General features: G+C 72.4%; 9 protein-coding genes. 8 read left to right on the top strand and 1 reads right to left on the bottom strand.

Features of this window, described 5'->3' with window-relative positions; translation table 11 throughout:
* Positions 1-67: 67 nt before the first annotated feature.
* Positions 68-1864, bottom strand: a complete 1797-nt coding sequence (locus I847_RS0117235; protein WP_028050676.1) for a serine/threonine-protein kinase — start codon at positions 1862-1864, stop codon at positions 68-70.
* 163 nt (positions 1865-2027) lie between these two features.
* On the opposite strand from I847_RS0117235, the gene I847_RS0117230 reads away from it, so the two are divergent.
* The 8 genes from I847_RS0117230 to I847_RS0117195 all read left to right on the top strand — a co-directional run bounded on the left by I847_RS0117230 (position 2028) and on the right by I847_RS0117195 (position 12751).
* The gene (locus I847_RS0117230; RefSeq protein WP_028050675.1) at positions 2028-3461 is read left to right on the top strand and encodes a trehalose-6-phosphate synthase; all 1434 of its coding nucleotides are present in this window, start codon (positions 2028-2030) and stop codon (positions 3459-3461) included.
* Positions 3458-4219 carry a trehalose-phosphatase gene (gene otsB / locus I847_RS0117225; protein WP_028050674.1) on the top strand — a complete coding sequence of 254 codons (762 nt, stop codon included), beginning with the start codon at positions 3458-3460 and terminating at the stop codon, positions 4217-4219. The genes I847_RS0117230 and otsB overlap by 4 nt, the downstream gene beginning before the upstream one ends.
* Positions 4220-4313: 94 nt before the next feature.
* On the top strand, positions 4314-5852 hold the full coding sequence (locus I847_RS0117220; RefSeq protein WP_028050673.1) for a PQQ-binding-like beta-propeller repeat protein: 1539 nt from the start codon (positions 4314-4316) through the stop codon (positions 5850-5852).
* A gap of 49 nt (positions 5853-5901) precedes the next feature.
* The gene (locus I847_RS0117215) at positions 5902-7437 is read left to right on the top strand and encodes a PQQ-binding-like beta-propeller repeat protein (RefSeq protein ID WP_028050672.1); all 1536 of its coding nucleotides are present in this window, start codon (positions 5902-5904) and stop codon (positions 7435-7437) included.
* A 10-nt stretch (positions 7438-7447) separates the two neighbouring features.
* Positions 7448-8929 carry a PQQ-binding-like beta-propeller repeat protein gene (locus I847_RS0117210; protein WP_028050671.1) on the top strand — a complete coding sequence of 494 codons (1482 nt, stop codon included), beginning with the start codon at positions 7448-7450 and terminating at the stop codon, positions 8927-8929.
* A gap of 179 nt (positions 8930-9108) precedes the next feature.
* Entirely contained in the window at positions 9109-10236 is a 1128-nt protein-coding gene (locus I847_RS0117205) for an ABC transporter ATP-binding protein (RefSeq protein ID WP_028050670.1), read from the top strand.
* A 78-nt stretch (positions 10237-10314) separates the two neighbouring features.
* Entirely contained in the window at positions 10315-11592 is a 1278-nt protein-coding gene (locus I847_RS0117200) for a DUF4032 domain-containing protein (RefSeq protein ID WP_028050669.1), read from the top strand.
* 193 nt (positions 11593-11785) lie between these two features.
* Positions 11786-12751 (top strand): TIGR03557 family F420-dependent LLM class oxidoreductase, encoded by a 966-nt coding sequence (locus I847_RS0117195; protein ID WP_028050668.1) that lies wholly within the window; start codon positions 11786-11788, stop codon positions 12749-12751.
* The last annotated feature ends 9 nt before the right edge of the window (positions 12752-12760 follow it).

The following is a 12760-nucleotide window of genomic DNA, read 5'->3' as shown; positions in this document are numbered from 1 at the left end:
ATGGCGAGACTTCGTCGGACGGCGACGTCGCGTGGACCCGCGGGCGTCCGGCTGCCCGAAATGCCGACTATGACGAGGCGGGGGGCAGCGTCGGCTCGGGCAGCGGGGCCCAGGTGATGTCGGTTCCGGTGAGGATGAGTGTGACGAAGATCGCTGACACACCGAGCAGGACGGCGACCGCGATCAACGCACCCTTGCGCCCCGGAGCCACGACCGCGAGGACCCGGCGCGCACCCAACCGCGTCATGCGTGACAGCGGACCCCACCAGATGATGCACACGCCGATCATGAGGATGGCCGCCACCAGCAGCGACGCCGTGACGCCCTGCGGCTCCTGGCCGGCCGGCGACCCGCCGATGGTCCAGCGCCCCTCACCGATGAGCCACCACGAGATGCCCAGCAGGATCACGACGACGCTGCCCGCGACCACGAGCGACGGCAGGAGTCCGAGCAGCGAGCGCAGGAGGTACCACGGACCGGTCGCCACGGTCCGCGCGTGGTCCGAACGCCGGACGCCGACGCGCTCACGGTGCGCGTGCATCGACTCGACGGCCGCCCCGATCGTGCGGATCGCGATGACGAGCACGAGGAACGCGATCAGGGTGATGCCGGGGTAGATCGCACCGGCCGACCCGACCAGCACGGCGAACGCGAGCAGCGTGCCCCAGCGGCGCAGGGCCGGCGGGCGCACGTATCCCGAGCCTTCCGGCCCGTCACCCTCGGACGCGTCGAGGTCGTCCTCGATCCAGTCGACGCCGTCCGGGTCGAGCTCGTCGGGCTCGTCGCCCTCGGACTCGTCGGCAGGGTCCTGCGCCGGGCCGGCCGCAGCCAGCGGGACGAACGCGCGGGTCTGCCCGTCGTTCACGGGCGGGGCCGTGGAGACGACGGAGCCGCCGGCCGCCACGGCACCGGCCGAGACAGCGACGGTGGCGGGCTCGACACCCAGCGCGGTGGTCCCGACGACGTCCTGCGGGCCGAACTCGGTCGTCGCCTCGTCGTCGACGCCTTCGCGACGGCCATCGGGACGGTCGTCGAGATCGTCGTCCACCGGCTCGCCCTCCGCGACGACGAGGGTCAGCGCGGCGACGACGTCGTCCGGACTGGTGCGATCCTGCGCAGCCGGGGCCAGGGCCCTGCGGAGCGCGGCAGCGGTCAGCGGTCCGACACCGTCCAGGTCGACGTCGCCCGTGTGTGCGCGGGCGAGGACGGCCTCGAGGGGGCGCGAGCCGAACGGCGGGCGGCCCGTGGCCGCGAACGCGAGCACAGCCGCCCATCCCCAGAAGTCGGTCCCGGCGCTCGGTTCGCCGCCGTCGATCAGCTCGGGCGCGAGGTAGCCGGGGGTGCCGAGGACCAGACCGGTCGACGTCATCTTCGTGTCGTCGGCCGCCTGGGCGATGCCGAAGTCGATGAGCACCGGGCCGTCGTCGGTGACGAGCACGTTCGACGGCTTGAGGTCGCGGTGGATGACGCCGGCACCGTGGACGGCCTCGAGCGTGTCCCGCAGCCCTTCCGCGAGGTCCAGCAGGTCCGCGGCGTCCAGCGGGCCGCGCTGGTGGACGTGCTCCTCGAGGTTCTCGCCCTGGATGAGCTCCGTGACCAGGAACGCTTCGGTCGAGTCGGCCTCGGCGTCGAGGATCGCCGCGACGCCCGGGTGGCGCAGCCTCTGCAGCGCACTGACCTCACGACGAAGCCGCGCCCTGGCCGCCGCGTCTGTGCCGATCTGCGTGTGCAGCAGCTTCAGAGCCACCGCGTCGCCACCGCCGTCGACCGCCCGGTACACCGTCCCCATGCCGCCTTCACCCAGCGGCGAGACGACGGTGTATCCGCCGATCTCCGACCCCGGTGCCAGTCCGATCCGTTCCATCCGTGCACGGTACGGCGAGGGCCCGTCCAGGGCATGGCGGCGCGCGGCCGTTCGGCGGCCGTCCTGGCAGGCCGAGCCCGTCCGCTCCGGGACGCGCACCCGTGACGGGGCGCGCAACCGATCTGCACCGATAGGGTCGACCGAAATCCGAGGAGTTGATCAGGTGCCTTCCGACGTGCCCGGCTATGACTTCGTCGTCGTCGCCAACCGGCTGCCGGTGGACGTGTCCCTCGACGAGGACGGCAAGCCCACGTGGACCCGCTCGCCGGGAGGGCTCGTGACCGCCCTCGCACCGGTGATGGCCGGCACGACGGGCGCCTGGGTCGGCTGGGGCGGCGCCCCCGACCTCGAGCTGGACCCGTTCGACGTCGACGGAACCGAGCTGATCCCCGTGGTGCTCAGCGAGGGCGACGTCGAGCAGTTCTACGAGGGGTTCTCCAACGACACCATCTGGCCTCTGTACCACGACGTCATCGCAGCGCCGCGGTTCCACCGGCAGTGGTGGGACGTCTACCAGCGCGTCAACCGGCGGTTCGCGCACGCAGCCGCCGACCAGGCTGCCCACGGCGCCACCGTCTGGGTCCACGACTACCAGCTGCAGCTGGTGCCGCGGATGCTGCGCGAGCTGCGCCCGGACCTGCGGATCGGCTACTTCCACCACATCCCGTTCCCGGCCCTCGAGATCTTCGCGCAGCTGCCGTGGCGCAAGCAGGTGGTCGAGGGTCTGCTCGGCGCCGACCTGATCGGCTTCCAGCGCGGCGGCGACGCCGCGAACTTCGTGCGCGTGGTCCGCCGGTTCACGGACCTGACCACGCGCGGTCAGGTGATCACGATCGACGACCAGGACGGACGCGTGGACCGGCACGTGCGTGCCGCCGCGTTCCCCATCTCGATCGACTCCCACGCGTTCGACGACCTGGCCCGGACCGCCGACGTCAGGGAGCGCGCCCTGCAGATCCGTCGGGAGCTCGGTGACCCGGAGTTCCTGCTGCTGGGTGTGGACCGGCTCGACTACACCAAGGGGATCCGGCACCGGATCAAGGCCTACGGCGAGCTGCTCGCCGACGAGCGGCTGTCGCCGCAGAGCACCACGCTGGTGCAGGTGGCCAGCCCGAGCCGCGAGAACGTGGGGGCCTACCAGCAGCTGCGCGACGACGTCGAGCAGCTCGTCGGACGGATCAACGGCGACTACGGGCAGGTGGGCCACGCGCCCGTGCAGTACCTGCACCAGTCGTTCCCGATGGAGGAGATGGCCGCGCTCTACCTCGCGGCCGACGTCATGCTCGTCACCGCCCTGCGCGACGGCATGAACCTCGTGGCCAAGGAGTACGTGGCGGCCCGCTCCGACGACCGCGGCGCCCTCGTGCTCTCGGAGTTCACCGGCGCCGCCGACGAGCTGAACGGTGCCGTGCTGGTCAACCCGCACGACATCGACGGGATGAAGGACGCCATCACCTACGCCGTGCACATGGACGCGCGCGACTCGCGCAAACGGATGCGCAGCCTGCGCCGCCGGGTGCTCGGGCACGACGTCGTCGCGTGGTCGCAGGAGTTTCTCGCCGCGTTGAACGCGGTGCCGATCGGAGGCCCCTCATGACCACCCTCGACGACGCCCTCGCGACCTTTGCGACCCGCCGGCCGGTCCTCGTCGCCCTCGACTTCGACGGCACCCTGGCACCGCTGCAGGACGACCCCCAGACGTCGCGGATCCTTCCCGACGGCGTCACCGCGCTGGCCCGGCTGGCCGCGACCGACGGCGTGTCCCTCGCGCTGGTCTCCGGGCGGTCCATGAACGACCTGCACACCCTTGCCGAGGTGCCCGCGGGCACGTTCCTCATCGGCAGCCACGGCGCGGAGCGGGCTCGGGTCACCACGTTCGGGCTCGACCGCGACGTCGTCCAGCTCTCCGACGAGCAGGCCGACCGGCTCGCGAGCCTCGGCGCCCAGGCCCTGCGGATCGCACGCGGCCGCGACGGCGTCTGGGTCGAGACCAAGCCGACGGCGGTCGTCGTGCACACGCGCCTGGCCGAGGACGAGGTGGCGCGGCCGGCCGAGGACGAGGCGATCGCGCTCGGCGAGCAGCTGGGCTCCGGGGTCCTGCACGGCAAGGACGTCGTCGAGATCTCCGTGCTGCGCGCCAGCAAGGGCGAGGCTCTTGTCGCGCTGCGTGACGAGCTCGGCGCGAGCGTCGTCCTGTACGCCGGCGACGACGTCACCGACGAGCACGCGTTCGAGGCGCTCGGCCCCGACGACGTCACGGTGAAGGTGGGCGACGGCCCGACCGCCGCCCGCTACCGCGTCGGATCGCCGCAGGAGCTGGTCGCGGCGCTCGTGGCGCTCGCCGACCCGCACTAGAGGACCCGCTGGCGACGGGGCGGGGACGTCCGCCCCGACGCGCACGAGAGGGACCCGCTGGCTCCGGCACGTACCGAGGGGTACCGTCCGCCTCATGGCCGACCGGATGCGTGAGGTCGAGCTCGTTGAGGCTGTCGACGAGAGCGCAACGCTGCCCGCGGGCCCGGAGGCGGGCGGCGCCGTCCCAGCCGGACGCTCGTGGGCCCGGCGCCACGCGCGGTGGCTCGTGCCGTCCGTGGTCGTCGCCCTGCTGGCCCTCGTCGGCACGCAGCTCGTCGCCGACGCGCGCGAGCAGTCGCGTCTCGAGGCGCTGGCGGCGATCCCCGGCGTGGTCCGGCCGACGGGTCCCGACATCGGGGTGATCTGGCGCGCCGACCCCGACCTGGCGACGGTCATGCAGGGCGGAACCTCGGTCGACGGGCTGCTGATCGGTGGCAAGGCCTCCTCCGACCACGGCATCGACCTGGTCGCGCTGAGCATCGACACCGGCGAGGTGCGCTGGACCACGCCCGTCCAGGTGCCCGCGGCGCACGTGACCCCAGACGGCGGCCGGCCGACCTCGGGGGTGGGCTGCGTCCCGGTCGAGCACGGCGACCGGTCGCTGGTGGGGTGCGTGTCCCAGCAGTACGGCGACGACATCGTCGGCCTCCCGGAGTCGGGCGTGTGGGCCGTCGACCCCGCAGACGGCTCGATCGTGTGGCACGCGGTGGTCCCGGGCGGAGCGGGCGTCGCGTTCGCGGACGGCGCCGCGGTCGTCGCCACCCGGATCGCCCCCGACGGCGACGGGCCTCCCCCTGCGGATGCCGAGACGGTCCGCTGGCGCACCACCGCGACCGACCTGGTCTCGGGTGCGGCCCGGTGGACCACCACGAGCCCCGTGGTCGACGTGCTCAGTCGCGAGGACTACCCGAACGCCGCCAGCGCGACGGGCACGGCGTCGCTGCAGACGTTCGAGGACGAGCTCCTGCTCGCCGTCGACCTGCACGCGTGGATCCTGCGCGACGACGGGCACGTCGTGCGCGACATCCCCCTCGGCCCGGGCGCCTGGATCCAGGGCGTGCGATCCGGTGTGTACCTCGACAGCACCTACTCCTCGGCAGAGGCTCCCCCAGGGACGCTCCGGCTGGCCGACGGCTCGTCGCTCCGGATCGACGAGACGGCGGCCTGGCTCGCGATAGACGACGGCTCGGCCCCGGGCATGCTGTTCACCGTCTCCGACGGAGCCGCCGGGCCGGTCGGGCTCACCGGACGCGAGGCCTCGACCGGCAAGCGACTGTGGCACCGCGACCAGAACGTGACGGCGGGGATCCTGCTCGACGGCGTGCTGTACCTGTCGACCGACAAGGCCATCCAAGCCGTCGACGCGACCACCGGACGCATCCGGTGGTCGACCCGCGTCGACTTCCAGCCGCAGCAGCTCGACACCGACGGGCGCTACCTGCTCGTGCCCGGGCTGGGCGTCTCGCTGCGCGCCTACGCGTTGTCGAACGGTCGGTTCGCCTGGTCCAAGGACCTGCTGGCCGAGGCGGCCGGTGACCGCGACCCGATCTACGTCGAGGGCTTCCAGTGGTCGTGGCACGTCCCACGGCTCTACGTGTGGATGGACGACGGTGGGGTGGCCGTCCTCGGATGAGCGCCCCGGCCGCTGGCCGCTGACAGGACCGAGGCGTACCGTCCGCCCCATGACCGGCCGGATGCGCGAGGTCGAGCTCGTCGACGACGTCGACGTCCACGTCCCAGCGGCGCCCGCTCGGGGAGCGCCGAGCGCCGCGCCGGCGGCGCGGTCGTGGCCTCGTCGGCACGCCCTCTGGCTCGTGCCAGCGCTCGTGCTGGCGGTTCTCGGGCTCGTCGGCACGCAGTCCGTCCTCGACGCCCGGGAGCGGAACCGCATCGCGGCACTGGCCGAGGTCCCCGGGGTCGTCCCGCCGGCCAGCTCCGACATCGGCGTGATCTGGCGGGCACCTCCCGAGCTCGGCACCGTGATGCAGGGCGGGGCCATGGTCGACGGGCTCATGGTGGGCGGCGCCGCGGACGATGCCGGGCTGGTGCGCGTGGTCGCGCTCGACCCCGACACCGGCGCGACGAGGTGGGCCACACCCGTGACGCTGCCGCGGCTGCACCCGCAGCCGGACGGCGTCATACCGAGCGCGTGGATCAGCTGCAAGGCGGTCCAGCACGTCGGCCGACCGCTCGCCGGGTGCGCGTCGGTGCAGTACGGCCAGAACATCGTCGGGCTGCCCGACTCGACGATCTGGGTGCTCGATCCGTCGGACGGGCACGTGCTGTCCGAACGCCGGGTCGCCGGGACGTCCGACGTGGCCTTCGCACCGGAGGCGATCCTCGTGGCCTCACGAGTCGACGACACCGGAGGCCCTGCCCGCACGGACGCCGGGTCGGTGCGCTGGAACGTGACAGCGACGGACCCCCTCGACGGGACGCGGCTGTGGACGTACACCACGCCCACGGTCGACGTGCAGGGCCGCGAGGACGGGCCGGAGGCCGCGAGCGCCTCGGGCGGCGCGAACATGGAGACGTTCGGCGACCAGGTCGTGCTGAGCGTCGACGGCAACGCGTGGATCCTCGACGGCGACGGCACGCTCCTGCGGGACCAGCCGCTCGATCCTGGCTCGTGGATCCAGGGTGCGCGTGCGGGCGCCTACGTGCTGAGCTCGCTCTCGTCGGGTGCGGCCTACACGGGGAAGCTCCTGCTGGCCGACGGGGCCGAGGTGTCGATGGCCCAGACCGCCGCGTGGCTGTCCGTGGACGACGGTTCCGCCCCCGACGTGGTTCTCACGGTCGGCGACGGCCCCGCCGGGAGGATCGGCATCACCGGCCGGGACGCAGGGACCGGTGACGTGCTCTGGGACCGGCCCGACGCCCTCACGGCCGCACTGCTGCTCGACGGCGTCGTCTACCTCGCCTCGTTCGACGAGCTCAGCGCCGTCGACGCCCGGTCGGGGAAGGTGCACTGGACCACCACGCTCGATCACCAGCCCCGCCAGCTCTCCACCGACGGCCGGTACCTGCTCGTGCCGGGGAAGAAGATCTCGCTGGAGGCGTACGCCCTGACCGACGGTCGGCTCGCATGGTCCAAGGACCTGACCGAGGCCGTGACGGGGGGTAGCCCGACGCGGCTCGCGCAGAGCTTCCAGTCGAGCGGGCGCGACCCGCGACTGTTCGTGTGGATGAGCGACGGCGCGGTCGCCGTCCTGGGATGACGGTCGCTCGATGAGCCCGACCGACGGCTTGCGCACCAGCGGGCACCGCCAGGTCCTCGCGATGGACGAGGCCGGACCGCCCGAGGTCGCGGACGTCACGGCTGCACCACGGGACTGGATCCGGCGGCGAGCAGCGTGGCTGGTCGTCGCCGCGGTGCTCGCAGTGATCGCCCTCGTCGGTGCGCAGACGATGGTCGACGCCCGCGAGCGCGATCGGCTCGCGTACCTGGCCGACGTCCCCGGCGTCCTGCAGCCCCTGCCGGGGCACGTCGTCCCCCTGTGGCACTTCACGCCCGCCGAGTCCGTCGCCCTCGTCGCCGACGACACCGCGGGCCGGTGGACGATCGGTACGCGGGCCCGGACGGGCTACGTCGAGCTGCGCGGGACCGACCCGGACACCGGCGCCCTGCGGTGGTCCACCCCGTTCCCCTTCGACGACGCCCTGCTCCCCGAGGCCCGAGGGACCTTCCCGTCCGTCCTGGTCCGGTGCGCGAGCGCGTCGGGGCCCCCGGACGCGGTTGCCGTGTGCGGCGCGGACGTGTCCGGCCCGGAGCTGCTGTCCGTCGGAACGCCGCTCATGGCCCTGGACCCGACGGACGGCACGGTCCTCGCCCACCAGATCCTGCCCGCCGGCTCGCTGTGGGCGGTGAGCGACGGCCACCTCGTGATCGCGGAGCCCGTCGCCGACGACGAGACCCACAGGCACTGGGACGTCCGCGCGACCGATCCGCAGACCGGCGCGCCCGCCTGGCAGGACCACACCCCGACCCTGAAGGGAGCCGGTCCGCTGCAGGTCGGCGTCGACACGACCGACACGGCGGCGACCCTGACCAGCGACCCGGCGCGGGTCCTACTCCACGACGACGGGCACGCATGGGTGTGGTCGCCCGACGGTGCGTCGCGGCGGTCGCTGTCGGTGGGGACCGGCGGCTCGCTCGAGCTCGGCCGGTCCGGGACCCTCGTCTGGGCGCCGTTCCAGAGCAGCACGCTGCCCGCGGGCGTCCTGGTCACCCGGCGCGGGAAGCACGTGCCCGTGGACGGCCCGCAGGTCGTACCGGCGGTCGACGACGGCAGCGCGGCCGGCGTCGTCCTGCTCCGCACGGCAACGGGCGTCGCCGCCGACGACGCCCGTACCGGCGAGGAGCTGTGGCGGGCGGACGGCCGTGCCGGGGAGGTGCTCGTGCTGGACGGCGCCGTCATCGCCGCGGGACCGTCGTCCGTCGTCTCTCGCGACGCCCGGACGGGGGACGAGCGCTGGCGGGTCCGGCTCGACGCGACGCCCGTCTACCTGGGCGCCGATCCCCTGCACGTCGTGGTCCTCACGGACGACCTCCGGCTGCGCTCGCTGGACCTCGGCGACGGCCGCGCCGACGCCACCTCCGACCTCCGGTCGATGCTCCACGCCGACGTCGGCAGCCTCGCCGACGCCCAGGAGCACGGCGGGCGGCTCGTCGTGACGTTCCAGGACGGGTCCGGTGTCGCACTCGGGTGAACGGCCCCGATCGTGTGACGCTGCTCACGTGGGCCTGTGGACGTGTCGCGCGGGTGTGGCAAGATGACGGCGGGCCGCGATGGACAACCCTCATCCGGTCCGTGTCATCGAAGACACCTTTGACACTCTTCACAACGGATCGTCCGGCACGTACCTGCCGGTGAAGGGACTGATCAGTCATGGCAACGGTCACTTTCGACAAGGCCACCCGGGTCTATCCGGGCACCGAACGCCCCGCGGTCGACGCGCTCGACCTGCACATCGAGGACGGCGAGTTCCTCGTCCTCGTCGGCCCCTCGGGCTGCGGCAAGTCCACCTCGCTCCGCATGCTCGCGGGCCTCGAGGACGTCAACGCCGGCCGCATCCTCATCGGCGACCGCGACGTCACAGACGTCCAGCCGAAGGACCGCGACATCGCGATGGTGTTCCAGAACTACGCGCTGTACCCGCACATGACGGTGGCCGACAACATGGGCTTCGCGCTCAAGATCGCCGGCACCCCGAAGGCGGAGATCCGTCAGCGCGTCGAGGAGGCTGCCAAGATCCTCGACCTGTCGCAGTACCTCGACCGCAAGCCGAAGGCCCTCTCCGGTGGCCAGCGTCAGCGTGTCGCCATGGGTCGCGCCATCGTGCGTTCGCCCCAGGTGTTCCTCATGGACGAGCCGCTGTCGAACCTCGACGCCAAGCTCCGCGTCCAGACCCGCACGCAGATCGCGTCGCTGCAGCGTCGTCTCGGTGTCACGACCGTCTACGTCACGCACGACCAGACCGAGGCCCTGACCATGGGCGACCGCATCGCGGTCCTCAAGGACGGCCTCCTGCAGCAGGTCGGCACCCCGCGGGACATGTACGACACCCCGGCCAACGTGTTCGTCGCCGGCTTCATCGGTTCGCCGGCCATGAACATCGGCACGTTCCCGGTGCTCGACGGCAGTGCCAACCTGGGCCGGACCGCCGTGCCGATCCCTCGTGACGTCCTCGGCCAGCTGACCGACGACGACAAGAACCACATCACGATCGGCTTCCGCCCCGAGTCCGTGGACGTCGTACCCTCCGGCACCCCCGGCGGCATCCCGGTCATCGTGAACATCGTCGAGGAGCTCGGCTCCGACGCGTTCGTCTACGGCTCGCTGACCAACGAGTTCGGCCACGCCGCCGACGTGCACTCCGGTGCCGGCGACGCGCAGGTCATCGTCCGCGTGGACCCGCGCCAGGTGCCCGCCAAGGGCGAGACCATCTACATCGCGATCCGCACCGGCGAGTCCCACCTGTTCCACGCCGGCTCGGGCGAGCGCATCCCGGTCTGACCGTGATCGTCGAGGGGCGGTCCCGGCTCCTGCCGGGGCCGCTCCTTCGCTGTTGGCGACTGCTGGGATGATGGACGCATGAACGCGCTGCAGATCACCGCGGCCTCGCCGGACCCGGCGCTGCTCGACCTCCCGTGGCACCTCCCGCTCGAGGACTGGCCGGACGAGACCCTGGCGGCCCTGCCCCGGGGCATCTCGCGCCACATCGTGCGGTTCGTCAAGCTGTCCGGCCGGGTCATCGCGGTGAAGGAGATCGGCGAGACGGTTGCCTACCGCGAGTACGAGCTGCTGCGGCAGCTGCGTCGGCTGGACGTGCCGGGCGTCGAGCCGGTGGGCGTCATCACCGGTCGCTCGGACGCGTCCGGGGACCGGCTCGAGGCGTGCCTGATCACCCAGCACCTCTCGTTCTCGCTGCCGTACCGCGCGCTGTTCAGCCAGATCCTGCAGCCCGACACCGCCACGCGCCTGATCGACGCCCTCGCGGTGCTCCTGGTGCGGCTCCACCTGGTCGGCTTCTTCTGGGGCGACGTGTCGCTGTCCAACACCCTCTTCCGACGAGACGCCGAGATGTTCGCCGCCTACCTCGTCGACGCCGAGACGGGCGACCTGCACGACCGGCTCTCCGACGGCCAGCGCGGGTACGACCTGGAGATCGCCCGCGTGAACATCATCGGCGAGCTCATGGACCTGCAGGCCGGCGACTTCCTCGAGGCGGACGTCGACGCGGTGGCGATCGGTGACGCACTGGTCGAGAGGTACGAGGACCTGTGGCGTGCCCTGACCGAGCCCGAGACCTTCGGCTACGGGGACCGCTGGCGGGTCCAGGCGCGCATCGACCGGCTCAACGACCTCGGTTTCGACGTGGGCGAGCTCGACATCACCACCGACGTGGACGGCACCCGCGTGGTCATCCAGCCGAAGGTCGTGGACGCCGGTCACCACTCCCGGCGCCTCATGCGGCTGACCGGTCTGGACGTGCAGGAGAACCAGGCGCGCCGGCTGCTCAATGACCTCGACGAGTACCGCGCCGCCACCGACCGGCAGCGCGAGGACGAGTCGTTCGTCGCCCACGACTGGCTGACCGAGGTGTTCGAGCCCGCCGTCCGGGCCGTCCCGCGCGACCTGCGCCTCAAGCTGGAGCCGGCGCAGATCTACCACGAGCTCCTCGACCACCGCTGGTACCTGTCCGAGCAGGCCGGGCACGACGTGTCGATGAAGAAGGCCGTGAAGAGCTACCTGCAGGACATCCTGCCCAGCCGGCCCGACGAGCAGTCGATCCTCGGCGTGCAGGCGGGCGAGGTGCCCGACACCGGCGAGATCCCGCGCGTCGCGCAGGACGACCCGCTGCTGGGCTGAGGCTTGCTCCCTCCGAACGTCGGCGGGGCGCTGTCCGTGACGTCTCCTGCTGTGCGGCCTGTGGCTCGGCATCCTGAGCCCGCACCGTTTGCCGGGCTTCCCGGACCCTCTTAGCGTGGTCCCAGCCTGCAGAACGCACGACCGTCCTCGTGCCCGGGAGCTCGTCACCAGAGATCGCTCACCGGGAGCACACGTGAAGATCGGCTACAAGCTGTCCACCGAGGGATTCGGCCCGCAGGAGCTCGTCCGTCAGGCGGTCGCCGCCGAGGAGGCGGGCTTCGACTTCGTCGAGTCGAGCGACCACTTCCACCCGTGGCTGGAGAGCCAGGGGCACAGCGCCAGCACCTGGGTCCTCCTGCCGACGATCGCCGCCAAGACGCAGCGCGTCGGCCTGGTGACCGGCGTGACGTGCCCGTCGTTCCGGTACCACCCCGCCGTGGTCGCCCAGTCCGCGGCCACCCTGCAGATCCTGTCCGAGGGCCGCTTCACGCTCGGGGTCGGTGCGGGCGAACGGCTGAACGAGCACGTCGTCGGGACGACCTTCCCGACCATCCGCAAGCGGCATCAGGCGTTCCGGGAGGCGCTCGAGATCATCCGGCTCCTCTGGCAGGGCGGGTACCGGTCGTACGAGGGTGCCCACCTGCAGATCGACGACGCGCGGATCTTCGACCTGCCCGAGCGCCTGCCCGACATCTGCGTGGCGGTCAGCGGGTCGGCATCCCTGCGGATCGCCAACGAGCTCGGCGACGGCCTGTTCGCGATCGAGCCGAAGGCCGAGCTCGTCGCGGGGTTCACCGGCGCCGGACCGCGGTACGCGGAGATCCCGCTGGCCTGGGCGCCCGACGCCGACACGGCGGTACAGGCGGTCCTCGAGAAGAACCGGTTCATCCTCACCGGTGGCTGGAAGGTGCTCAGCGAGCTGCCGAACCCCGTCAACTTCGAGGCCGCGTCGCAGACCGTGACGAAGGAGGACGTGACGGCGCAGTTCGCCTGCGGACCGGACGTCGAGGAGCACGTCCGGGTGGCTCAGCAGTTCGTGGACGCCGGGTTCGACCACCTGGTGACCCAGAACGCGGGACCGGACCCCGACGGCTTCCTGGAGTTCTTCGCGAACGAGCTGGGCGACCGGCTCCGAGCGCTCACGCCCACGACACGCTGACTGCCGGGC

This window comes from Cellulomonas sp. URHD0024 (assembly GCF_000426185.1).
GTDB lineage: Bacteria > Actinomycetota > Actinomycetes > Actinomycetales > Cellulomonadaceae > Cellulomonas.
The sequence above is the reverse complement of the archived record's forward strand: the minus strand, read 5'-3'. Positions and strand labels throughout refer to the sequence as shown.

Excerpts from the sequence above, each read along its gene's own strand:
- I847_RS0117235 (WP_028050676.1), bottom strand. The coding sequence starts at position 1,864 with ATGGAACGGATCGGACTGGCACCGGGGTCGGAGATCGGCGGATACACC.
- otsB (WP_028050674.1), top strand. The coding sequence starts at position 3,458 with ATGACCACCCTCGACGACGCCCTCGCGACCTTTGCGACCCGCCGGCCG.
- I847_RS0117220 (WP_028050673.1), top strand. The coding sequence starts at position 4,314 with ATGGCCGACCGGATGCGTGAGGTCGAGCTCGTTGAGGCTGTCGACGAG.
- I847_RS0117215 (WP_028050672.1), top strand. The coding sequence starts at position 5,902 with ATGACCGGCCGGATGCGCGAGGTCGAGCTCGTCGACGACGTCGACGTC.
- I847_RS0117210 (WP_028050671.1), top strand. The coding sequence starts at position 7,448 with ATGAGCCCGACCGACGGCTTGCGCACCAGCGGGCACCGCCAGGTCCTC.
- I847_RS0117205 (WP_028050670.1), top strand. The coding sequence starts at position 9,109 with ATGGCAACGGTCACTTTCGACAAGGCCACCCGGGTCTATCCGGGCACC.
- I847_RS0117200 (WP_028050669.1), top strand. The coding sequence starts at position 10,315 with ATGAACGCGCTGCAGATCACCGCGGCCTCGCCGGACCCGGCGCTGCTC.